Source organism: Pantoea rwandensis (genome assembly GCF_000759475.1).
GTDB classification, from domain to species: domain Bacteria; phylum Pseudomonadota; class Gammaproteobacteria; order Enterobacterales; family Enterobacteriaceae; genus Pantoea; species Pantoea rwandensis_B.
Window position 1 is genome coordinate 1,226,108 of sequence record NZ_CP009454.1, and the last position, 22,255, is coordinate 1,248,362.

General features: G+C 56.4%; 20 protein-coding genes and 1 pseudogene. 16 read left to right on the plus strand and 5 right to left on the minus strand.

Annotated features, from left to right (window positions below; genetic code table 11):
- Nucleotides 1–290 precede the first annotated feature (290 nt).
- The 4 genes and pseudogenes from LH22_RS05705 to LH22_RS05720 form a co-directional block, all read right to left on the minus strand.
- Nucleotides 291–1,415 (minus strand): annotated as a pseudogene (locus LH22_RS05705) (c-type cytochrome); the annotation flags it as partial.
- A gap of 28 nt (nt 1,416–1,443) precedes the next feature.
- Nucleotides 1,444–2,703, minus strand: coding sequence for a glycerate kinase type-2 family protein (locus LH22_RS05710; RefSeq protein ID WP_038644799.1), 1,260 nt, complete (start codon nt 2,701–2,703; stop codon nt 1,444–1,446).
- Between the two features lie 2 nt (nt 2,704–2,705).
- Nucleotides 2,706–3,794: a tartrate dehydrogenase gene (locus LH22_RS05715; RefSeq protein WP_038644800.1), complete on the minus strand. Its 1,089-nt coding sequence runs from the start codon at nt 3,792–3,794 to the stop codon at nt 2,706–2,708.
- A 14-nt stretch (nt 3,795–3,808) separates the two neighbouring features.
- Nucleotides 3,809–5,119: an MFS transporter gene (locus LH22_RS05720; protein WP_038644802.1), complete on the minus strand. Its 1,311-nt coding sequence runs from the start codon at nt 5,117–5,119 to the stop codon at nt 3,809–3,811.
- Between the two features lie 130 nt (nt 5,120–5,249).
- On the opposite strand from LH22_RS05720, the gene LH22_RS05725 reads away from it, so the two are divergent.
- Nucleotides 5,250–6,158, plus strand: a complete 909-nt coding sequence (locus LH22_RS05725; RefSeq protein ID WP_038644804.1) for a LysR family transcriptional regulator — start codon at nt 5,250–5,252, stop codon at nt 6,156–6,158.
- 7 nt (nt 6,159–6,165) lie between these two features.
- Here LH22_RS05725 and LH22_RS05730 read toward each other — a convergent pair whose 3' ends face one another.
- Nucleotides 6,166–7,209, minus strand: a complete 1,044-nt coding sequence (locus LH22_RS05730; RefSeq protein WP_038644805.1) for a LacI family DNA-binding transcriptional regulator — start codon at nt 7,207–7,209, stop codon at nt 6,166–6,168.
- 239 nt (nt 7,210–7,448) lie between these two features.
- On the opposite strand from LH22_RS05730, the gene iolG reads away from it, so the two are divergent.
- The 15 genes from iolG to fabF all read left to right on the plus strand — a co-directional run bounded on the left by iolG (nt 7,449) and on the right by fabF (nt 22,214).
- A complete protein-coding gene (gene iolG, locus LH22_RS05735; RefSeq protein ID WP_038644807.1) occupies nt 7,449–8,480 on the plus strand; it encodes an inositol 2-dehydrogenase in 1,032 nt (343 codons plus the stop codon).
- Nucleotides 8,473–9,267 (plus strand): SDR family oxidoreductase, encoded by a 795-nt coding sequence (locus tag LH22_RS05740; protein WP_038644809.1) that lies wholly within the window; start codon nt 8,473–8,475, stop codon nt 9,265–9,267. The genes iolG and LH22_RS05740 overlap by 8 nt, the downstream gene beginning before the upstream one ends.
- A gap of 48 nt (nt 9,268–9,315) precedes the next feature.
- On the plus strand, nt 9,316–10,245 hold the full coding sequence (locus tag LH22_RS05745; protein ID WP_038644811.1) for a sugar ABC transporter substrate-binding protein: 930 nt from the start codon (nt 9,316–9,318) through the stop codon (nt 10,243–10,245).
- Nucleotides 10,246–10,588: 343 nt separating this feature from the next.
- Nucleotides 10,589–11,551, plus strand: coding sequence for a LysR family transcriptional regulator (locus tag LH22_RS05750; protein WP_038644813.1), 963 nt, complete (start codon nt 10,589–10,591; stop codon nt 11,549–11,551).
- A 471-nt stretch (nt 11,552–12,022) separates the two neighbouring features.
- A complete protein-coding gene (locus LH22_RS05755; RefSeq protein ID WP_038644815.1) occupies nt 12,023–13,477 on the plus strand; it encodes an NAD(P)-binding domain-containing protein in 1,455 nt (484 codons plus the stop codon).
- The gene (locus tag LH22_RS05760; protein ID WP_038644817.1) at nt 13,474–13,956 is read left to right on the plus strand and encodes a CMD domain-containing protein; all 483 of its coding nucleotides are present in this window, start codon (nt 13,474–13,476) and stop codon (nt 13,954–13,956) included. Before LH22_RS05755 ends, LH22_RS05760 begins: the two co-directional genes overlap by 4 nt.
- Nucleotides 13,953–14,519 carry a peroxidase-related enzyme gene (locus LH22_RS05765; protein WP_038644818.1) on the plus strand — a complete coding sequence of 189 codons (567 nt, stop codon included), beginning with the start codon at nt 13,953–13,955 and terminating at the stop codon, nt 14,517–14,519. Before LH22_RS05760 ends, LH22_RS05765 begins: the two co-directional genes overlap by 4 nt.
- A 12-nt stretch (nt 14,520–14,531) precedes the next feature.
- The gene (locus tag LH22_RS05770; protein ID WP_038644820.1) at nt 14,532–15,269 is read left to right on the plus strand and encodes an amino acid ABC transporter ATP-binding protein; all 738 of its coding nucleotides are present in this window, start codon (nt 14,532–14,534) and stop codon (nt 15,267–15,269) included.
- A 20-nt stretch (nt 15,270–15,289) separates the two neighbouring features.
- The gene (locus tag LH22_RS05775; protein WP_034823325.1) at nt 15,290–16,105 is read left to right on the plus strand and encodes a transporter substrate-binding domain-containing protein; all 816 of its coding nucleotides are present in this window, start codon (nt 15,290–15,292) and stop codon (nt 16,103–16,105) included.
- A gap of 79 nt (nt 16,106–16,184) precedes the next feature.
- Nucleotides 16,185–16,874: an amino acid ABC transporter permease gene (locus LH22_RS05780; protein WP_197079577.1), complete on the plus strand. Its 690-nt coding sequence runs from the start codon at nt 16,185–16,187 to the stop codon at nt 16,872–16,874.
- A gap of 16 nt (nt 16,875–16,890) precedes the next feature.
- Nucleotides 16,891–17,583: an amino acid ABC transporter permease gene (locus LH22_RS05785; RefSeq protein ID WP_038644824.1), complete on the plus strand. Its 693-nt coding sequence runs from the start codon at nt 16,891–16,893 to the stop codon at nt 17,581–17,583.
- A 213-nt stretch (nt 17,584–17,796) separates the two neighbouring features.
- Complete coding sequence (locus tag LH22_RS05790; protein WP_038644826.1) at nt 17,797–18,342, plus strand: winged helix-turn-helix transcriptional regulator; 546 nt, start codon at nt 17,797–17,799, stop codon at nt 18,340–18,342.
- A complete protein-coding gene (locus LH22_RS05795; RefSeq protein WP_038644828.1) occupies nt 18,339–19,379 on the plus strand; it encodes an HlyD family secretion protein in 1,041 nt (346 codons plus the stop codon). Before LH22_RS05790 ends, LH22_RS05795 begins: the two co-directional genes overlap by 4 nt.
- Nucleotides 19,376–20,929 (plus strand): DHA2 family efflux MFS transporter permease subunit, encoded by a 1,554-nt coding sequence (locus tag LH22_RS05800; protein WP_038644830.1) that lies wholly within the window; start codon nt 19,376–19,378, stop codon nt 20,927–20,929. The genes LH22_RS05795 and LH22_RS05800 overlap by 4 nt, the downstream gene beginning before the upstream one ends.
- Nucleotides 20,930–20,939: 10 nt before the next feature.
- Nucleotides 20,940–22,214, plus strand: coding sequence for a beta-ketoacyl-ACP synthase II (fabF, locus tag LH22_RS05805; protein WP_038644832.1), 1,275 nt, complete (start codon nt 20,940–20,942; stop codon nt 22,212–22,214).
- Nucleotides 22,215–22,255 lie beyond the last annotated feature (41 nt).

Consider the following 22,255-nt stretch of genomic DNA (forward strand, 5'->3'; position numbering starts at 1 on the left):
TATCAACATGTTGATATTTTTTTTGATTTTTCGGGGGCATTTAACTGATTTATTCTGGCGGATTTCTATTTACCAATCTGGCAGGTGGGGATCTTATTTGAGTACTACTATTCTGTTTCTAATGTCATGCGTTCCCTACAATCGAGAGACGGTTTCATTTGACTGGAAAATTTAGCAGTATGAATTTGTGAGGAATGGATGGTGTGATGCCATCATGTTTTAAGAGAAGCAATGTTCAGAATATTTAAAAAGCGTTTACGCCGTTTCAGCAGCGTAAACGCATCAATACCTTACTTCTTATCCGCAGACAGCGACTCGCGAACCTTCTGCACCTCTTTTGCCGAAACCGCCGGCGCATCATTGCTCCAGCCGCTGCGCACAAACGTAGCCAGTTGCGCGACTTGCTCATCGCTGAGACGTCCTGAGAAGTCCGGCATCGCCATCACAGAAGGCGCTTTCGGCGTAGACGGAGTCTGCGCACCCTGCAGGATAATGTTGATGAGTCCAGTAGGATTATCTGCTGTCACAATGTCGCCGCCGTTCAGGCGCGGGAAGATGCCTTTCGCCCCGTTGCCATCGGTCCAGTGACAGGCCTCGCAGTTGTTCATGTACAACATTTGGCCCGCGTTCAGATTATGTCCCTGCGTCAGGAAGTCAGCGGTTTTCTGCGTTTCCTGATCGACAGCAGCACGACGGTTTTTCACTGGCACATCCGCAGGCAATGACTTCAGGTAGCGGGCAATCGCCTGCAAATCCGCATCATTCATATGCTGCATGCTGTGTTCCACCACACCCGTCATCTCGCCGCCAACGGAGGCAAAGTCGTTACGCCCGGTCGCCAGATAGTCGGTGATATCTTTCACGCTCCAGGTCGGCATGCCGCGCAGAGCAGGCACCGGCCAGCCGTTGAGTTCGCCACCTGCCAGATAATGCGGGTTGGATTCGTTGAGCGCTTTTTTCTGCATGCCGATACCGCGCGGCGTGTGGCAACTGCCGCAGTGACCCAAGGTTTCCACCAGATACTTGCCGCGATTCAGTTCTTCAGGTGCCGTTGGCAGGGAGGTAAATGGCTTATCTTCGGTAAACGCTTTATTCCAGAACCACATACCCCAGCGCTGACTGAAAGGGAACATCAGCGAGGTTTCCGGTGCTTTTTCCACTACCGGCTGCACGCCCTTCATAAAGTAGACATATAGCGCATGGATATCTGCATCGGTGACGCCACGGTAGTCGGGATAGGGCATGGCCGGATAGAGATTTTTACCATCGCGGCGCACGCCTTTGCGCACGGCATCGGCAAACTCCTGCTCGGTGTATTCACCAATACCCGCCTTAGGATCCGGGGAGATATTGGTGGAATAAATCACCCCCATCGGACTGGCAATCGCCAAACCGCCGCCGAAGGCTTTCCCACCGTCTGTCTTCCACGCGGTAGCGGCGATATCAGGCTATCAATATGGCGCGAATATCATTCACATTGGTGAGCGTCGGGCCCGTGATCACTAAATCCCCGGTGGAGTGAAAATAGCTGTAGCTGTCATGAGCATCCAGGTAGGCCGGGGCACTTAGGCCGTTGATCTTGCCGCGTGCCAGCGTATCGGGATACACCAACGCACCCGCCGCATCTTCGGTGCCATCAATACCATCGGTATCACCCGCTACCGCCCAGATGCCACTTTCACCCTGCAATGCGCAGGCCAGACTGAGCAGAAACTCGGTATTGCGTCCGCCTTTGCCCGCCCGCCCGTTTGCCACAGTGACCGTGGTTTCGCCGCCGGAAAGCAGCACAGCGGGCCCGACAACGGGATGACCGTACTGCTTTACCGACCGGGCAATACCGGCCATCACCACCGCCACTTCACGGCTTTCACCTTCGATGGCATCGCCGAGAATCAAGGGGGTCAGCCCTTGCGCGCGGGCGGCCAACGCTGCAGCCTGCAACGCGAGTGCAGGTGCCGCAATCAGCCTGACCTCACTGTTCGCGGCATTTTCCACCGGGCGGGTCGGCTGGTTCAGTACCTTACGCACCGCTTCCGGCACTGCGATGCCATAGCGCTCCAACACCCTGAGCGCATCGCGCGGCGTACTCTGGTCGGCAACGGTAGGGCCAGAAGCCACATCCGTCGGGTTATCACCCGGCACATCGCTGATAATCAGTGACACGATGCGCGCCGGTTGGGCCAGCGCCGCCAGCTTGCCGCCCTTCACCGCAGAGAGATGACGGCGAACCAGATTCATCTCTTTGATGTTGGCGCCGCTGTGCAGCAGGGCGCGGGTAATCGTCTGCTTATCGGCCAGCGTTAATCCCGGTGCGGGCAGCGCCATCAGCGCCGATCCTCCACCAGAAATCAGCGCCAGCACCAAATCATCCGGGGTTAACCCGCGCAGCGTCTCCACAATCAGCATCGCGGCGGTTTCGCTCATGGCATCAGACACCGGATGTGCTGCCTCAAGAATACGGATGCGGCCCGCGGGTACGGCATGGCCGTAACGCGTCACCACCACGCCCGAGACATCCACATCTGGCCAGGCCGCATCCACCGCTGCCGCCATCGCAGCGGAGGCTTTACCGGCACCGATCACCACGCAACGTCCGCGTGGCTTTTCCGGCAGGTTGGGGGGGATCACCGGTCCGGCGCGGGCGCTGTCGACAGCGTGCTGAAAGATATCGCGCAGGATCTCTGCGGCCTGTTCATTTCTCATGATTATGCGGTCTCGGCGACGTTGGCTTTGGCTTCGATGAATTGCACGACGGCTCGCGTCACGTCAGCGGTATTGGCGGTGCCACCGACATCCGGCGTCAGAATGCCCTGTTCGCACACGTACTCAATGCCTTCCATGATCAGCGCTGCCGCATCAGGTTCGCCGAGGTGATCCAGCATCTGCACGGCAGTCCAGAAGGTGGCAATCGGGTTAGCGATGCCTTTGCCGGTGATATCAAACGCCGAGCCATGAATCGGTTCGAACATGGAAGGGAAACGGCGTTGTGGATCGATATTGGCGGTCGGTGCCACGCCCAGACTGCCCGCCAACGCACCGGCCAGATCGGAGAGGATGTCGGCGTGTAGGTTAGTGGCGACAATGGTGTCCAGCGTCTGCGGGTGCAGCGTCATGCGGTGCGTCATCGCATCGACCAGCATTTTGTCCCACTGCACATCCGGGAACTCCAGCGCCACTTCAGCGGCAATCTCATCCCACATCACCATGCCGTGACGCTGGGCGTTCGATTTAGTCACCACGGTCAGCAGTTTGCGTGGACGCGACTGCGCCAGTTTAAAGGCATAACGCATGATGCGGGTGACACCAACGCGGGTGAAGATCGCCACTTCGGTGCCCACTTCTTCCGGCAAGCCACGGTGCGCACGACCGCCGTTACCGGAATATTCACCTTCTGAGTTCTCACGTACGATGACCCAATCCAGATCGCCTGGACCACGGTTGCGCAGCGGCGAGGTGACCCCCGGCAGAATTTTGGTTGGACGCACGTTGGCGTACTGGTCGAAGCCCTGGCAAATCGGCAGACGCAGGCCCCACAGCGTAATGTGGTCAGGCACATCCGGCGCACCTACCGCACCGAAGTAAATGGCATCGAATTTTTTCAGCGTGTTCAGGCCATCTTCCGGCATCATCACGCCATGTTTTTTGTAGTAATCCGAACCCCAGTCAAACGTCTGCACATCAAACTTCAACTGTGGATTTTGACGCGTCAGCGCCTGCAGCACTTCCACGCCCGCTGAAATCACTTCCGGGCCGATACCGTCGGCAGGAATCGCGGCAATTTTGTAGTTACGCATAGTTACTTCTCCAATCAATGAGTATGAGGATGAGGAATCTCTGCCGTTTGCGGTTTATTCGCTTTGGCAGACAGAATCAGAACGACGAGGGCGGAGAGCGCCAGCAGTCCGGCGACGAAATAAAGACCCCAGGTGTAGCTACCGGTTTGCTGGCGGATGACACCGATCATCATCGGGCCGACAAAACCGCCGAGGTTGCCGATGGAGTTAATGGTGGCGATACCTGCTGCGGCGGCCGGGCCGCTGAGGAACAGGGTTGGCATGCTCCAGAGTGGCGGTTTCGAGGCGCTGATCCCCACGGTGACCAGCGTCAGGGCGATAATCACGGCAAACAGCGTGCTGACGTTACCAGCGTAAATCAGTCCGGCTGCGGCCAGTAAACAGGCACCAATCACATGCCAGCTGCGCTCTTTAGTGCGATCCGAGTGGCGTGCCCACAGGATCATCGCGATGACGCCGATCACTGCCGGGAAGGCGTTAAGGAAACCTATCTCCAGCGAGGAAGCACCAAAGCTGCGAATAATTTGCGGTGACCAGATGCCGAGGGTGTACAAGCCTGCGGACGTGCCGAAGTAGACCAACGCCAGCGCCAACACGCGCTTATCCGCCAGCCCGCGCCAGGCACTGCTGTGGCTCTGTTTTGCCGCACGCGCCAGCTCCTCAGCCTGCATGGTGTTTTCCAGCCACGCCCGCTCTTCGTCCGTCAGCCATTTGGCTTTGGCCGGACGATCGGTAAGGAAGAACAGCACCACCACGCCGAGCGCCAATGCTGGAATGGCTTCTAGCACAAACATCCACTGCCAGCCCGCGTAGCCCAGGAAGCCATGCATCTCCAGCAAGGCAGCGGAGATAGGCGAACCCAGCGCGGTCGAGAGTGGCGCCGCAGCCATAAAAATGGCCGTGACCTGCGCCCGTTTAGCCGCCGGAAACCAGTAGCTGAGATAGAGGATGATGCCGGGGAAGAAGCCGGCCTCCGCCACACCGAGCAGGAATCGCAAGGTGTAGAAGCTGGTGGTGCCTTGCACAAAGGCCATGCAGCCGGAGACCAATCCCCAGGTGATCATCACGCGGGCAATCCAGATCCGCGCACCGACTTTATGCAGAATTAAATTCGACGGTACTTCGAACAAGAAATAACCGAGGAAAAAGATTCCCGCACCCAAACCAAATACCGTGGGCGAGAAACCTAAATCCTGATTCATGGTTAACGCGGCAAAACCAATGTTGACGCGATCGAGAAAGGCGATGAAGTAGAGCAGCATGATGAAGGGCACAATGCGTAACGTCACTTTACGCATCACCCTTTTTTCGAGGTGAGAGTTCATATTAAAGTGCTCCAGATTGTGTAGGGTGGTGTTATTTTTTTGTAATCGAGTTCAGTATGCAGTTTTGACCTGGCGGATCATCAAGAGTGGATTATATAAAGTATTTGAATAATCGAATGGCGAGGGAAATGTGGATATAAATCAACTGCGTTGTTTTGTGGCAGTGGGTAAAGAACTCCATTTTGGTCGGGCAGCCCAAAGAATGGAAATGATGCCTGCGTCACTTTCTCGCTTCATTCGATTACTCGAAGAGGACCTCGGCGTACGTTTGTTGAACCGTTCAACACGCAACGTTTCTTTAACGGCAGAGGGCGCGATATTTTTTGACGAAGCCAGCAAATTAATCGATCAATTTGATGCGCTGGCCCTGCGTTTTAAAGTGGGATTAAAAGATGAGCGCCGAACATTACGTATTGGTGCGATAGACAGCGCGGCGCGAGGATTAGTGCCCGCCTTGTTAAACTTATTTATCCCACTGCATCCCACCAGCGATATTCATATTATCGAAGATAAAACCGTCAATCTGATCCCGAAATTAAAATCAGGCTGGTTGGATATGATTATTATTCGTGCGCCGCAGGTGATTGATGCCTCACTGGCCATGCGCTTTATTACCCGCGAAAGCTGCGTGCTGGCGGTGCCACACAATCATCCGCTGGCGGGGAGAACGCAGGTCGCCGTGGAAGATTTTCAGCATGAAGCGATGATTATCCCTGACCGCCGTACCCGACCACACAGTCACGATCTCACCATGAGTTTGTTTAAACAGGCGGGATTAACGCCTCACATCGCGCAGTTCGCTGAAGAGAAACAGACCATTTTAAGTTTGGTTGGGGCGGGATTAGGGCTGGCAGTGGTACCCGCATCCTATCGCACCATGAACAGCGAAAGCGTCAGCTATATTGCATTGGCCTTGCCAGAGCAAATAAAAGGTCTGCCGCTGAGTATTGCCTGGCAAAAAGGCAATGAAGATGATTATCTGCGAGAGATGCTGCGCCTGTTAAATGACAACAAGCGCGAGCTGACTGAAAAACTGTGATGAATGCTTAACTAAATTCCGATTCCGGCGGGCAGTTCTCGCGAATATATATATTAAACGGCGTATAGCTGCCCGGGCTTTTATCACTTTCCACCCGATTGAAATGCACAGCAATAATTTCCAGCGCACGGCGTGCTTCTTCATGCGGATTTTGGTCGATAATCACATCGATGACCCCTTCACGCAGCATACGACGACGCTCGGTAGTTAATTCATGGGTAATTAATACCATTTGCTGTTCCAGCCCAAGGGACTTAATCGCTTGTGTGATATTGGTATTACCTGCTGAAACATTATAAATGCCGCGAATATTCGGATTATTTTGTAATGCTCTGCGCACCACTTCACCGGCACGGGTTTGATCTTCACCACTCTCCAGTGTTTCGCTGATCGCAAATAACGGGAAGCGCTCACGCAGCACTGAGCGAAACCCCATCTCGCGCTCCTCGTGCCCAATCATGTGCTGCATCCCCAACACCACCAACACCTCTCCGCCCTGACTGCCGCAAAAGCGGCCCATGAGTTCCCCGGCGGCGCGGCCCATTTGACGGTTGTCCGGCCCCACATAAGCGATTCGCCCGCTGGTGGGAATGTCCGTAACCAGCGTCACCACCGGGGTTTTGGCGGATATCTGTCTTAGCGCCTCTGCAACGTCAGGATCGTTGGGACAGACCACAATCATCGCGTCATTCACCGAGGCAATCTGGTGAATCTGCTTGATGGTGCCCTGCGGTTTAGTCAGGTCGAGATAGTGAATAAAACAGTTAAGACGCATTTCCGACAGCGTGGCGCCGATATCGGCGAAGGCATTACGCAGGCCGCGATAAAAGGGATTCTTCGGCGACTGCATCAGTACCGCCACGCGCAGCATCGGCAAATAGCCGCGAAACAGCACGCGATCCACATTGAGCTTATTGGCCCACTCCAGCACTTTGGCTTCCCGCGCGGGTGAGACACCGCCACGTCGGTTCATCACCCGATCAACGGTACTTAAACTGACGCCTGCGGCGGCAGCTATCTGATCCAACGTGGTTTTTTTGATGTCGCTCACATTAATTATCCGTTTTGAAGGGAAACCATCATTGCGTGAATGTTTACCGCCAATTCAGCATTTGATCAACATTTATGCATCAATTAATTTCAAAGGGTGATGTGCGTAGAGTTTATTTAACGATTCGATGAATTTCGCAGGCCAATAATCAGCGCAGAAACCGGTCTTTATTTAAAAGTTAAAGATAAAAGTGCGTGAATTATTCAGCCAATGCCACTCTTTTTATTTCAGGAGTTAACATGACGCAATTAACAGGTATTGCGCTGCTCGGTGCGGGCCGGATGGCGAAAGTACACGCGGCAGCGATTCGCCAGGCAGGTGGGCAGATTGTGGCGGTGTACGATCCGGTTAGCGCCGCAGCAGATGCGATGGCAGCAGAAACCGGAGCGGCGGTGGCATCGAGCGCGGCAGCGGCCATCAGTCACCCTCAGGTCAGCGCCGTGGTGATCGCCACCTCGTCAGATACCCATGTGGAACTGATCATTGCGGCCGTCAATGCCGGTAAACCGGTACTGTGTGAAAAGCCGATCGCCAGCAGCCTGGCGGATGCGCGGCATTGCATTGAGATCATCGGCAGCGAGGCCGCTCAGCGGGTGTTTCTTGGCTTCAATCGTCGCTTTGACCGTGGGCATGCCTCGGTGCGCCATGCGGTACAGGCCGGTGAGATTGGTCGTCTTGAGCAACTGACCATCACCAGTCGCGATCCCTTCCCGCCGCCGCTGGAATACATTCCACGCTCCGGCGGCCTGTTCCGCGACATGATGATCCACGATTTCGATATGGCACGCGGCATTGTCGGCAAAGAGTTTGTCAGTATCACCGCGCACGGATCGTCGATTATCGATCCCGAAATCGGTCGCCTGGAAGATGTGGATACTGCCAGCGTGACGTTACTGGCGGAGGACGGCACACTCGTCACTATCCTCAACTCCCGCCGCTGCAGCTATGGCTTTGACCAACGCATTGAAGCCTTTGGTGCCAGCGGCATGGTGATGTCCGATAACCCGCGCCAGTCTGGCTTTACCCGCTATGCACCAGATGCGCCGGGCTGTGCCGCACCGATTCTTGAATTCTTTATGGAGCGCTACGGCCCCAGCTATGTGGAGGAGATGCGGCTGTTCCTGGAGTGTGCACAGAGCGGCAAACCAATGCCGGTCAATGCATTGGACGGACTGAAAGCCGCACTGCTCGCAGAAGCTGCCACCGAATCACTCAGACTGGGTAAAACCCTGCACCTCACTGGATTAGATCAGGAGTTCCATCATGCGTAACACTGCTGGCCGACATACGAATACCATTGCCATCGTGACCGGTGGCGCACAGGGCGTGGGTTTTGCCATCGCACGTCAACTGGTACGGGAGGGTTGCACACGATTGATCCTTGCCGGGCGTGATGCAGAGAAGGGCGCGCGTGCCAGTGCCAAACTGGCTGAACGGGGCGCCACCGCGCAGTTCGTCGCGCTGGATTTGCAGAATGTGGATGCGTGCCTGGCATTAACCGAGCGGGCGGTCGCTGCCTTTGGCGACGTGAACGTGCTGGTAAATGCCGCCGCACTGGGCGCACGCGGCACACTGGTGGATACCCCAGTGGCACTCTGGGATCAGATGTTCAATACCAACGCGCGCGCACCTTTCTTTCTGATGCAAGGCTTTGTGCGCCATCGGCTGGCTCAGGGTGGCAGTGGGGCGATCGTCAATATCCTGTCGCAGTGCGCGCACTGTGGGCAATCCTATCTGGCACCCTATTCCGCCTCTAAAGGCGCGCTCGCCACGCTGACTAAAAACGTAGCCAATGCCTATCGCGGCAACCGTATTCGCTGCAATGCCATTTTGCCCGGCTGGATGGACACGCCAGGCGAGGATCTCACCCAACGAAAATATCACGGCGCGACAGATGGCTGGCTGGAACGTGCCGAGGCCTCGCAGCCGATGGGACAGCTTTGTAAGCCGCAGCAGTTGGCAAGCCTCGCCAGCTATCTGCTCAGTCAGGAAGCCGGTGTGATGACCGGTGCATTAATCGATTACGACCAGAATGTTGCCGGTGCTTATCCCGAGTAAGGATGCGCCGATTCTGCCCCCTACAAATCCATACAATAAGGTCAGATTATGCAATTAAAAAAACACCTTACCGCACTGGCACTGCTGTGCGCGCTACCCGTGAGCGTGATGGCGAAAGATCTCAGCATTGGGGTCAGCATGGATCACTTCGACGATAACTTTCAGACCATCCTGCGCCAGGCGATGGCGAGCAAAATGAAACAGCTTGGTGATGTTCAGGGACAGTTTGAGGATGCGAAAGGGGATTCCGCACAGCAGTTGCAGCAGGTGGAATCCTTTATCGGCCAGGGCGTTGACGCCATCATCGTCACGCCTACCGATACCCAGGCAATGAAACCGATTATCGCACTGGCACAGCGATCTAACGTGCCGCTGGTATTCGTTAACCGTCGGCCAGAAACCCCGTTGAGTGATCGCATGGCCTATGTTGGATCGGAGCCACGTCTGGCTGGAAAAATACAAATGGAAGCACTGGCGAAGAAGATGGGGGATAAAGGCAATGTGATGATCCTGATGGGGAATCTGTCGGGCGAAGATACCCGCGAACGCACTAAAGGGGTAGAAGAGGTGATTGCGCAGCATCCGGGCATGAAGGTGCTGGATAAGCAATCCGCGCTGTACTTCCGCAAAGAAGCCAATGATGTCACCACCAACTGGCTGCTTACCGGCCAGGATATCAACGCCATCGTCGCCAACAATGATGAGATGGCGATCGGTGCCATTCTGGCACTCAAGCAGGCGGGCGCGAAGAACGTGCAGGTGGCGGGCATTGACGGCACACCGGATGCGTTGCAGTTCATCAAGAGTGGCGAGATGAGCCTGACGGTGTTTCAGGATGCAAAAGGTCAGGGCGATGGTGCGGTGCAATCGGCGGTTGCGTTGGTGAAAGGCGAGAAGGTGGCGAAGGATACCTTTATTCCTTATCAACTGATTACCCGGGAAAATTACAGTGAGTTTGCACAGAATAAGGTGCGCTAAATATTAAGGTGCTGCTTCCGGTGCGCAGTAATGCGCACCCTGCAATGACCGGTAGCGACCAATGTGCATCCTGAAATTATGAGCGCTGTGGATAGCCCTTGCAGCAGCAGAGGCGCTCTGGCCTCCACTATCGTGCCCCCTTTTACCACACGCACTGAAGCTAAAGAGCAGGCCAGCCCCTGTACGACACCAGACTGCGTTGTCACCCGTCGCTTAACTGACGAGCATGACGACCACCGCGCAGTTTTTCCCGCAGTGGCTAATTCGCATAACTCTCTCTATGATGAATTTTTTCCCGCGTTATTGTCGGGAACGATCAGTGACTTAGGGAAGTAACCACGCGATGACTCTGTTAAACGACCTCGATCTGCGTCAGCTGGAAGCCTTCTCGGCGGTAATTTCAGCGGGCAGCGTTACGGCGGCTGCCAAAGCGCTCAATCGTTCGCAGCCCGCCGTCTCCCGCCTGATTCAGGAGCTGGAGCAGTCGCTGGGTTATCCGCTGTTTATCCGCAACGGCCCGCGTATTCACCCCTCGGAAGAAGCACTGCAGCTGCATCAGTATGTGCAGAAAGCGCTGCTGTCGCTGCAACAGATCCGACTCCGCGCACAAGAGATCGCGCATCAGCAGCATCGCCCGCTCAGTATTGCCGCCACGCCGGCACTGGCCGCCGGGTTGCTGCCCCAGGCGCTGGCGGCATTGAACCTGCAAAACAAAGTGCAGATTATCAGCGAATCGGCGGAGCAGACCGCGCATGCGGTGATCACCGCTGAAGCCGATATTGGATTATGTAGCTTGCCGCTGGAGCATCATGCGGTGGAGTTGCACTGGATTGGGCAATCACAGTGCGTGATTGCGCTGCCGGAAGAGGATGAACTGGCGGCACACAGTTCGCTCTCGCTGAGCCAGCTTGCTGGACGCCGTTTGATTGCGCCATGGAGTCCGCAACGCCTGCGTGGTCGTTACGAAAAAGCGCTGAAGAAAGTCAAAGCGCCACTGCTGGAAACCATCGAAACCAACTCCTCGGCGAATATTCTGGGCTGCGTGCGTGCCGGATTGGGCGTGGCGATCCTCGAACCGGTGACAGGCTGGGGCATGCCGCTGGCTGGGGTGGCAATCCGTCCGATTCAGGAAGACATTCCTTACTTCTTTGGCGTGATCACGCCGCAAGGTCGGCAGATTTCCAGCGCGGCCCAGGCGCTGGTGGAAGCGCTGGCAGACGTTGCGGCCGAGTTGCTGCCAGGATTTGAACGCCTGCCCGCCAGCGAGCATCCGCGCATCATGCGAGTGATCAACCAGGAGTCATAGCGGCACGCAACACGGCACGGGATGTTCCTTCCTGATCGTCGCGGCACGATTTATCGTGCATTTAACAGCAGCATCATCGCTTCAACAAGCGCGATAACTCGCGCCGCTACGCATCAGAACGGCATGCAACTCGGCACGGGATGTTCCTACCTAATCGTAGCGGCATAATTTATCGTGCAATTAACAGCGGCATCATCGCTTCATCAACCGCGAAGGATTACCCGCCATTCAACGCTTATAACTTTTTCGGCATAAGATATAAGAAATCCATTGGTCAAATCCTGAGCGAAAATCTTGACTCACATTTAGGGCAAGAGGATTATGCGAAAACTTAGCTCTTACTATGCGTATTGATGATTGTTAGCTACCTATTATGCGTTTTATAGATAATAAAAAAGGTAGGGTCATCGGCGTGTTTTCATCGTTTTCGCTCGCTCTCAACGCGATCGCTGACACCAGGGAAATCTCTCTATGACATATGCCGCCAACGGTCTTGCCGCATTAGAAGCTCAGCTTCAGCAGGATCTGGAATTTCTGGAACTGCCCGCCAAATCCTGGGTACCGGAACGCACCTTTCAGAGTGCGCCGGTCCGCGATGTGGTGGTGATTGGCGCAGGCATGTGCGGTCTGGCGGCACTCGCCAAATTGCAGTTCACCGGCATCAGCAATGTGGTGGCTTATGACGCCGCACCCGCTGGGCTGGAGGGTCCGTGGATCACTTTTGCGCGTATGGAAACCCTGCGCTCACCGAAAACGTTGCACGGCCCGGCACTCGGCCTCGCACAGCTGACCTTCCGCGCCTGGTTCACGGCGCAGTGGGGCAAAGAGGCGTGGCAGGCGCTGGACAAGATCCCTAAAGCGCAGTGGATGGATTACCTGATTTGGTATCGCAAGGTATTGAATCTGCCGGTACAGAACAATGTGCGCGTCACTCACATTGCGCAGGCCGGGGATTTGATTGCGCTGGATCTGGACGGTGCCGAAACCGATCGGGTTTACACGCGTCGCCTGGTGCTCGCCACCGGACGTTCTGGTCTCGGTGGTTTCGCCGTACCGGATTTCCTACAGGGCATTGATCGTCAGTTCTGGGCACACTCCGCTGATGACATCGATTTCACGGCCTTAAAAGGCAAGCGCATTGCCGTGATTGGCGCAGGCGCATCGTCGATGGACAACGCGGCTACCGCGCTGGAGCAGGGCGCGGGCGCAGTGGATCTGCTGATTCGTCGTAAAGAGATGCCGCGCATCAATAAAATGACCGGGATTGGTAGCCAGGGCGTGGTGCACGGCATGCATCAGCTGCCAGACGCGTGGAAATGGAAATTCGTCGATTATACCGCCGCCACCCAAACGCCACCGCCGCGCTCTTCAACCCTGCGTGTGTCACGCCATGAAAATGCGCGCTTCTTCCTCGACTGCGGAATTAACGCCGTCAAACAGGAAGAAAACGGTCTGGTGATTGAAACCACCCAGGGTGCACTGCACTACGATTTTTTGATCGCCGCCACCGGCTTCACCAACGATTTCCACGGCCGACCGGAGTTTGCCACTATCGCGCCGCATATTCGCAGCTGGTCTGACGGTCGCTATCAACCTGAGATGGGCAATCCGCGCCACAGTCTGCTGGAAGCACCGGATCTCGGCTCTTCGTTCGAGTTCCGCGAATTGACGCCTGATGCCTGCCCAATGCTGGCACACATCTACTGCTTCAACGATGCCGCGATGCTGACGCACGGTAAAGTCTCCGGCGATATTCCTGCGGTGAGCGCCGGGGCCGATCGCCTGGTGCGCGGTATTACTGCCTCACTGTTTGCCGAGGACGTCGAGCAGCACTACGCCAACTTACAAGCTTTTGACACCCCTGAACTACAGGGCGATGAATGGGTGGATTCAACCCCGTTACTAAAACAGGAGAACGCGTTGTGAGCGACGCTATTGATCAAGCAGCCGGATTAACACCAGAAGAGGCGTTGTATCAGACGCGCCGCCTGCGTCCCGAATTTGTTGAGGGTGCGGAAGCGTGCCGTGTGTCTGTACTGACGCCGGAAGACGATCAGGGTTTACCTGCGGATCTGCGTCTGGCGCTGGCGCAGCGTATGGCGGTGTTGAACTACGATGCGCCGCTGCAACGTGATTACCAGGCGCAACTGGCGGTGTTAAATCCGTCTGAAGCCCTGCTGGCGCTGGCTTCAGGTTGCGCCGTAGCGGAAGAGCCGCTGGCCACGATTGCGCGCCATGCCGACATGGTCACGCAACAGCCCATTCAGGCTACCGAACAGCATATTCGCTTGCTGGAGCAGGCCGGTTTGAGCAACCCGCAAATTGTTGCGCTCTCTGAGCTGATCGCCTTTGTTAACTTCCAGACGCGCGTGGCGGCTGGCTTACGTTTGATGAGGTCCGCATGATTCCGTCGGTAAATCTCAAGCCGCTGCACTGGCATCCGTACATCACGCCAGTCGATGTAGAACAGGCGACACCGGCGCAGCTGGATGCGATGAAAGTCACGCCGTCCAACAAGAAGATCTCCGAGTACGTGCGCACGCTGGTGCACGATCCCGAGAGTTACACCGCACGTACCGGGCTGTTCAACGCCATTATGTATGTCGAAGGTGGCCTCGATCGCGCCGATCGTGAGCTGGGCGCGCTGGGGGCTTCGATCGTCAACGGCTGCCGTTATTGCGCGGTGGTGCATGCGCGCCGTCATGCACAGCTGGCCGACAGTGACGCCGTGGTCAGTGCCATCTATTTTGATAGAGCGAATGTATTAGGTGAACGCGATGCGGCGATCTATCGCTTTGCTCGCCGTTTATCGGTTACGCCTTCTGAGGCCACACCGGAAGATGTGGCGGCACTGCGTGCCGTCGGCATGAACGATCAGGAGATTATCGATCTGATCCACGCCATCGCCATTTTCGGCTGGGCCAACCGTCTGATGCATGTGCTCGGCCATGCTGACCTGAACAAATAAGGGCTGCACCGGATGTTAGAACTCAACAATATTACGCTCTCTTACGGCAGCAATCCGATCCTGAAAGGGGTTGATCTGTCGGTAAAACGCGGCGATGTGGTATCGATCATCGGGCCAAGCGGCACCGGTAAAACCACGCTGCTGCGCTGCATCAACTATCTGGCGAAGCCATCAGCCGGGACGATTCAGCTGGATCAGATCCGCATGGATTATCAGTCACCGGATAAAGCGGCGATCCAGGCGATCCGCTTGCGCACCGCCATGGTATTCCAGCAGTTCAACGTATTCAAAAACATGACGGTGCTGGAAAACGTGATGGATCCGCTGATCGTCATCCAGCGTAAAACCAAACAGCAAGCGCGCGACATCGCCGTGCAGGAGCTGGAACGCGTGGGTCTGGGTACCAAGCTCGATCACTATCCGTCGCAACTCTCTGGCGGCCAGTTACAGCGTACCGGTATCGCCCGTGCTTTGGCGGTGCGTCCGGATGTGATGCTGTTTGATGAACCGACCTCATCGCTCGATCCTGAGCTGGTGGGTGAAGTGCTGAAAGTGATTAAAGACGTGGCGTCATCCGGCATTACCTCGCTGCTGGTGACGCATGAGATGCAGTTCGCGAAAAGCATTTCGAATCGCATCGTGTTTATGGATCAGGGTGTCGTGGCCGCGCAGGGCAGTCCGGCAGAGATGTTTGATAACCCAACCCTGCCGCGCCTTGCACAGTTCCTCAGTTCAGAACGAGCATTCTAATAATTAAAGGAATCAAAGACATGCCTGCAATCAAAACCACATTACGTCGCCTGGCCGCGCCTGGCATCATCGCTTTAGCCCTGATCAGCGGTAACAGCTTTGCTGACGCGGTTCGCACCATCAAAATCGCCACCGCAGCGGAATCCAAACCGCTGTCATGGGGCGCGATCGGTCACGAACCTGAGGGTTACGAGCCGGACGTGCTCAAAGCCATCAACGCTAAATTGCCACAGTACAAATTTGTGATGGAAGGCGCGGCGGATATCGCGCAGGAAACGGGCCTGGTGACCGGCAAGTACGACATGGCGACCGGCGGTTACTACAAAGCGCCAGCGCGCAGCAAACAGTTCCTGATCCCGGATGCACCGATCGGTGCCAGCCTGATGAAGATCTACAGCCGCAGCGACAGCAATATCAACGGCATGAAGGATCTGGTCGGTAAGAATATCGTGCCGGTGACCGCAGGCGGCGGCGTGTATAAATTCGTCACTCAGTGGCAGCAGGATAACCCGAACGACAAAATCACCATCAAAGCGTCCAGCGCGGGCGTGCCTTATCCGGATCGCCTGAAAGAAGTGCAGAACGGGAAGTACGATGCGCTGATCCTGCCTTCAAACCTCGGTGAGCAGACGGTGATTGACAACCAGAAACTGGCGATCAAAGCCAGTGAGCCAGTGGTGATTAACAACACCTATGTGCTGATCCACCGTTCTGCCGAAAACCAGGCCCTGAACGATGACGTGAATAAAGCGCTGAAAGAACTGAAAGATGACGGCACACTGGATAAGCTGGCGCAGAAGTGGTTCGGCGAAGAAGTCACTAAATACATGAAGTAATAGATTCACTGCGCCCGGTGTTAAGCCGGGCGCATGCTGTCCTTTTTAGCAGGAGTGTTTCACCGTGAATCTATCCTCCATGATTCCAGAACTGCTGTCGGCGCTGCCACTGACGCTCGGCATCATGTTTGTCGCGATGATTGCCGGGTTCTTTCTGGCGCTGATCGCCACCGTTTTTCGCGTGCGCCGTATTCCCGTGATCAGCCAACTGGCCGATCTCTATGTTTCCTACGCGCGCAGCGTGCCGGTGGTTTTACAGCTGTTTGTCGCGTTTTACGGCATGCCGCTGATTACCGATAATTTTGGTTTTAGCGATTTCTTCACGGCCAACGTGGCGGCGATGATTGGCTTGAGCCTATACCATGGCGGCTATCTCTCTGAAGTGATGCGCCCAGCGTATCTGGCGGTGGAGCGCGGTCAGCACGATGCTACTGACAGCCTCGGCTACAGCTTCCGCCAGAAAATGCTGCGCGTGATTGGGCCGCAGGCGGTGCATTTTGCACTTCCGGGCTACGGCAATGCGATTATCTATCTGATTCACAACGTGGCGCTGGTGATGTACATCGGGGCGGCGGATGTGATGGCAACCGCGCACCTGATCATGGAACGCGATTACAACCAGTATCAGTTCGGCACTTATCTGGTGCTGGCCGTGCTCTATTCACTGCTGTGCGGTGTGGCGTGGCTGGTGATCCGCTTCTTTGAACAACGCCATGCGAAGTACAGCTCGAAGTCTGCGCCGCGCGTGAAGTTCACTACCAGCGTCTGAGAAGGGGAGACAAACCATGTTTGATGCTGAGGTTTTGCTGCCGGACTTCTGGAGCATTCTCGATGCGGTACCGGTGACGCTGCTGATGGCGGTCACGGTGTTTATTTGTTCGACGCTATTGGGCGGGCTGTTTGCCTTTATTGAGCATCGCCGCATTCCGCTGCTGCGCCAGTTGGTGATCACCTACAAAATCGCTTTCAAAGGCGTGCCAATGGTGGTGGTGATTTTCCTCGCCTATTACGGCTTGCCACCGGCGCTGCACTTTGTTGCCACGCTGTTTGGCGTCGAGGTGAATGCCCACTCACTGCCGAACTGGGTGATCATCATTGTGGCGCTGAGTGCCTGTGTTGCGGCATTCCAGGCCGAAGTGTGGAAAGGTGCACTGAACTCGTTCGACAGCGGACAATCCGATGCGGCTTTATCGCTGGGCTACAGCGGCGGACAGCTGTTCCGTCGGGTGATGTTCCCACAGATTATTGTGGCGGCGATCCCCGATCTGGCGAATGCCTTTATGGTGATCATGAAAGCCCTGTCGCTGGCGTTTGCCATCGAAGTGGTGGATATCTTTGCCCAGGCGCAGCTGACGGCGGCACTGAACTTCTACTACCTCGAAGCCTTCCTGATTGCAGTGGTGTTCTATATGGTGATTGCCTATGTGGTCACTAAGATCGCCGACAAGATCGAGGCGGCGCTGCGCGTGCGCACCTAGAGATTGCTCAGTGGTGATGAAACGGCAGCCCAGTGTGGCTGCCGTTTTTTTTTGGCAAATTTGCGCGCGCTACCGGGCTTGCTGCTCTCTGATAGCGGCGCAATGCTTTGCGTTTCACAATGAACACTCCTTGCTTTCATTTTGCAAGTTACTTGCAAAATGAAAGTCACTCTGCAACAGTATTCCGCATCAGACCTTTGCGGAATACTTCCCATGAAAAACGAACCGCTTTACCACATGCCTTGTCCTATCGCCCGCAGCCTGGGCCGCGTCGGCGATGGCTGGAGCATGCTGATCATGCGCGATGCACTGGCTGGCTTCACCCGCTTTGATGAGTTCCAAAAAAGCAGCGGCGTGGCACCCAACATTCTGTCACGTCGCCTGAAAGAGCTGGTGGAAGACGGTTTGCTGGAAAAGGTGTGCTATAGCACCACGCCCGCTCGTTACGAATACCATCTCACCCCGGCCGGACGAGATTTTCGCGGTGTGATTCTGGCGCTGGCCGAGTGGGGCAGCAATCACTTCTCGCCGGAAGGACGTCAGATGCAGTTGGTGGAAACCGCCACGCAGCGCCCGGTGAAGCTGCAACTGGTCGATAGTGAAAATGGCCAACCGCTGACGCTCGACAAATACCAAATGGTGCCGGGTCCAGCGGCGGTGCCGATGATGCACTATCGCCATGATTATCTGCAGAAAAAACGTGCCGGCGATACCACACAGAAATTCGCGCCGCCCGCGCTGTCAGAGAAGCAATCATGACGCTTACACGCAAAAAATCGGCACTGTTGCTGGCGCTGACGATCGGCGGTTTAGCGGCGGCAGGTTATGGCTATTACTGGTGGCACACCGCGCGCTTTATGCCTTCCACCGATGATGCCTATGTCGGCGCCGATATCAGTGCCATCTCGGCGAAAGTCTCCGGCTATATCCACGCGCTGGCGGTGCAGGATAACGCATGGGTGAAAAAGGGTGATCTGCTGGTACAACTGGATAACCGGGATTATCTGGCCGCGGTGGATCAGGCCGCAGGGGAAGTGGCGGCACAGCAAGCCGCGTTAAGCGACATTGCTGCTACGCGCCAGCTACAGCTCGCGACCATCGCCGGCACGCACGCTTCTCTGCTGGCGGCGCAGGCAGTGACGCTGAAAACCACCTCAGATCAGCGCCGCTACAGTGCGCTGGCCAGTAGTTCAGCGGTCTCACAGCAAATCCGCGATCATGCACAAGCGGACTACCATCAGGCGATGGCGGAAGAGAGCAAAACCCGTGCGGATAAAACCGTCGCCGAGCGTCAGTTGCAGGTGCTGGATGCGCGTGATCAGCAGGCCAAAGCAGCTTTGACCCAGGCACAAGCGGGATTGGCGATGGCGAAGCTCAATCTCGAATACACCGAGATCCGCGCCCCTTTTGATGGCGTAGTCGGCAATCGTCGTGCGTGGTCAGGTTCCTTTGTCAGCAGCGGTACACAATTGCTGTCGCTGGTGCCGGCGCAAGGGCTATGGATCGATGCCAACTTCAAAGAGAGCCAACTGGCCAATATGCGGCCCGGACAAACGGCGCATATCGTGGCGGACGTTTTACCCGGCCGTACCTTCGACGGCCATGTTGGCAGTTTGTCACCGGCCACCGGCTCGCGTTTTAGCATTCTCCCGGCGGAAAATGCCACCGGCAACTTCACCAAAATCGTCCAACGTGTGCCGGTGCGCATTGTGCTGGACGGTGATGCGGCAGTGCTCGGCCTGTTACGGCCGGGTCTTTCCGTCACGGTGACGGTGGATGAGAGAAGCGCGCGATGAGCAGCGTCGCCGCGCTGCTGGCACCGGCGGAGATGCCGATCAGCAAAAAGGTCTTTGCTTTCGCCACGATGTGCATCGGCATGTTTATTGCCTTACTGGATATCCAGATTGTCTCCGCCTCGTTACGGGATATCGGTGGGGGGCTGTCGGCGGGCGATGATGAAACCGTGTGGGTGCAAACCAGCTATCTGATTGCGGAAATCATCATTATTCCGCTTTCCGGCTGGCTGGCGAGCGTGATGTCTACGCGCTGGCTGTTTGCCGTCTCCGCCTGTGGCTTCACGCTGATGAGTTTACTTTGTGCCTGGGCGTGGAACATCCAGAGCATGATCGCCTTCCGGGCGTTACAGGGATTGGCGGGCGGCTCGATGATCCCGTTGGTGTTCACCACGGCTTTTGCCTTTTTTCAGGGCAAGCAGCGAGTGATTGCGGCCGCCACAGTGGGGGCGTTGGCCTCATTAGCACCAACGCTGGGGCCGACGGTCGGTGGTTGGATCACCGATAACTTCAGCTGGCACTGGCTGTTTTATATCAACATCATCCCCGGCATTTATATTGCCATTGCGGTGCCGATCCTGGTGAAGATCGACAGCCCCAACCCTGACCTGCTGCGAGGAGCGGATTACTTCAGCATCCTGTTGCTGGCACTGTCGCTGGGCTGTCTGGAATACACGCTGGAAGAGGGGCCGCGCTGGGGCTGGTTTGACGATAGCACCATCAGCACCACGGGCTGGATCGCCTTGGTGTGTGGCGTGCTGTTCGTTATCCGTACCCTGAATCACGCGAAGCCGATCATGGATCTACGCGCCCTGAAAGATCCGGGCTTTACCCTCGGCTGTTATTTCTCGTTTATGGCTGGCGTGGGGATCTTCGCCACCATCTATCTCACGCCGCTGTTTCTCAGCCAGGTGCGCGGCTTTAGTGCGCTGGAGATCGGTTTAGCGATCTTCTCTACCGGCATCTTTCAGATCCTGTCGATCCCGTTTTATGCCTGGCTGGCGAATCGCGTCGATCTGCGCATTTTGCTGGCGTTTGGCCTGATAAGTTTTGGCGTATCGATGTTTTTCTTTGTGCCGATCACCCATGACTGGGGGGCGAAAGAGCTGCTGTTCCCGCAGGCGTTTCGCGGCATGGCACAGCAGTTTGCCGTCGCGCCTACGGTGACGTTGACGCTCGGCAGCTTACCGCCCGCACGACTAAAATTAGCGTCAGGACTGTTTAATCTGATGCGTAATCTCGGGGGTGCTATCGGCATTGCGCTGTGCGGCACCGTGTTAAATGACCGCACCAATCTGCACTTCAGCCGCCTGGCCGATCACCTCAACAGCGCCAGTTTGTCCTTGGGCGACTATCTGCAATCGCGCACCGCAGCCCTGATTTTCAACGGACTCAGCCCGGATGCGGCGCACACGGCGGCGCTGCAATCGCTGGCTTCACTCACGTTGCGTGAGGCGCGCACCCAGGCCTTTTCGGACGCATTCTGGCTGATTATGGTCGGATTTTGTATCGCTGCGCTGCTGGTTCCTTTTATGAAAAAGCCCGCAGCTTAAGGAGTTATCAATGAAACGTATTGTGATTACAGGTATGGGCATGGTGTCCCCGCTTGGCTGCGGCACAGAAGCCGTGTGGCAGTCACTGCTGGCAGGAAAATCGGGCATCAGCGCCTTACCGGAAGAGACGGTGCAAGACATCAGCTGCAAAGTCGCAGGACAGGTGCCCACGCTGGAGCAAGATCCTCAGCATGGCTTCGATCCCGAACGCGTGATCGCACCGAAAGATCGCAAGAAAATGGATCGCTTTATTGAGTTCGCGCTGGTGGCGGCGCACGAAGCCCTGACGCAAGCCAAATGGTTCCCGCAGGATGAGACGCTGCGCCAGCGTACCGCCACGGTGATCGCCACTGGAATCGGCGGCTTCAACGAAATTGCCAATGCGGTGGAAACCACCGCCAATCGCGGGCCGCGCCGCTTATCGCCGTTTACCATACCTTCCTTCCTCGCCAACCTGGCGGCGGGGCATGTATCGATTGCCCACGGCTTTAGTGGCCCGATTGGCGCACCCGTCACAGCCTGTGCGGCGGGCGCGCAGGCGATTGGCGATGCGGCACGGTTGATTCGCAGCGGCGAAGCGGATATCGCGCTGTGCGGCGGTACAGAAGCGGCGATCCATCGCGTGAGTCTGGCGGGCTTTGCCGCCGCGAAAGCGATGTCGGGTGGATTTAACGATCATCCCGAACAGGCATCTCGTCCGTTTGATCGCGATCGTGATGGCTTTGTCATGGGAGAAGGCGCTGGCCTGCTGGTGATTGAATCACTGGAGCATGCGCAGGCACGCGGTGCGACACCGCTGGCTGAGTTAGTCGGCTATGGCACCAGCGCTGATGCCTATCATCTCACCGCCGGACCGGAAACCGGTGAGGGCGCTCGTCGTGCGATGGAGACTGCACTGGCGCAGGCGGGCATTACTCCTGCCGACGTGCAGCACATTAATGCGCATGCCACCTCGACGCCAGTGGGGGATAAGGGTGAACTGGCAGCGATCCGCACACTGTTTGCGGGCAGCGAGGTGGCGATCACCTCAACGAAATCTGCCACCGGGCATTTGCTGGGGGCAGCGGGCGGCGTAGAAGCAATCTTCTCGATTCTGGCGCTGCGCGATCAAATCGCCCCGCCGACGCTCAATCTGCTGCACCCTGACGAAGCCGCAGCAGGGCTGAATTTGGTGGCGTTAAAACCACAGCCGCTGGCGATGCAGTATGTGTTGTCGAACGGTTTTGGCTTCGGCGGCGTGAATGCCAGCTTGCTGTTTAAGGGTTGGGATGAGGTTTTCCGTTAACGTGTTGGGAAGACTAACGGCAATTAAAAAGGCCGCTGTTA

What these genes read in the sequence shown, in the direction of transcription:
- LH22_RS05710 (WP_038644799.1), bottom strand. Translation starts at nt 2,703, where the DNA reads ATGAGAAATGAACAGGCCGCAGAGATCCTGCGCGATATCTTTCAGCAC.
- LH22_RS05715 (WP_038644800.1), bottom strand. Translation starts at nt 3,794, where the DNA reads ATGCGTAACTACAAAATTGCCGCGATTCCTGCCGACGGTATCGGCCCG.
- LH22_RS05720 (WP_038644802.1), bottom strand. Translation starts at nt 5,119, where the DNA reads ATGAACTCTCACCTCGAAAAAAGGGTGATGCGTAAAGTGACGTTACGC.
- iolG (WP_038644807.1), top strand. Translation starts at nt 7,449, where the DNA reads ATGACGCAATTAACAGGTATTGCGCTGCTCGGTGCGGGCCGGATGGCG.
- LH22_RS05740 (WP_038644809.1), top strand. Translation starts at nt 8,473, where the DNA reads ATGCGTAACACTGCTGGCCGACATACGAATACCATTGCCATCGTGACC.
- LH22_RS05745 (WP_038644811.1), top strand. Translation starts at nt 9,316, where the DNA reads ATGCAATTAAAAAAACACCTTACCGCACTGGCACTGCTGTGCGCGCTA.
- LH22_RS05750 (WP_038644813.1), top strand. Translation starts at nt 10,589, where the DNA reads ATGACTCTGTTAAACGACCTCGATCTGCGTCAGCTGGAAGCCTTCTCG.
- LH22_RS05755 (WP_038644815.1), top strand. Translation starts at nt 12,023, where the DNA reads ATGACATATGCCGCCAACGGTCTTGCCGCATTAGAAGCTCAGCTTCAG.
- LH22_RS05765 (WP_038644818.1), top strand. Translation starts at nt 13,953, where the DNA reads ATGATTCCGTCGGTAAATCTCAAGCCGCTGCACTGGCATCCGTACATC.
- LH22_RS05770 (WP_038644820.1), top strand. Translation starts at nt 14,532, where the DNA reads ATGTTAGAACTCAACAATATTACGCTCTCTTACGGCAGCAATCCGATC.
- LH22_RS05775 (WP_034823325.1), top strand. Translation starts at nt 15,290, where the DNA reads ATGCCTGCAATCAAAACCACATTACGTCGCCTGGCCGCGCCTGGCATC.
- LH22_RS05780 (WP_197079577.1), top strand. Translation starts at nt 16,185, where the DNA reads ATGATTCCAGAACTGCTGTCGGCGCTGCCACTGACGCTCGGCATCATG.
- LH22_RS05785 (WP_038644824.1), top strand. Translation starts at nt 16,891, where the DNA reads ATGTTTGATGCTGAGGTTTTGCTGCCGGACTTCTGGAGCATTCTCGAT.
- LH22_RS05790 (WP_038644826.1), top strand. Translation starts at nt 17,797, where the DNA reads ATGAAAAACGAACCGCTTTACCACATGCCTTGTCCTATCGCCCGCAGC.
- LH22_RS05795 (WP_038644828.1), top strand. Translation starts at nt 18,339, where the DNA reads ATGACGCTTACACGCAAAAAATCGGCACTGTTGCTGGCGCTGACGATC.
- LH22_RS05800 (WP_038644830.1), top strand. Translation starts at nt 19,376, where the DNA reads ATGAGCAGCGTCGCCGCGCTGCTGGCACCGGCGGAGATGCCGATCAGC.
- fabF (WP_038644832.1), top strand. Translation starts at nt 20,940, where the DNA reads ATGAAACGTATTGTGATTACAGGTATGGGCATGGTGTCCCCGCTTGGC.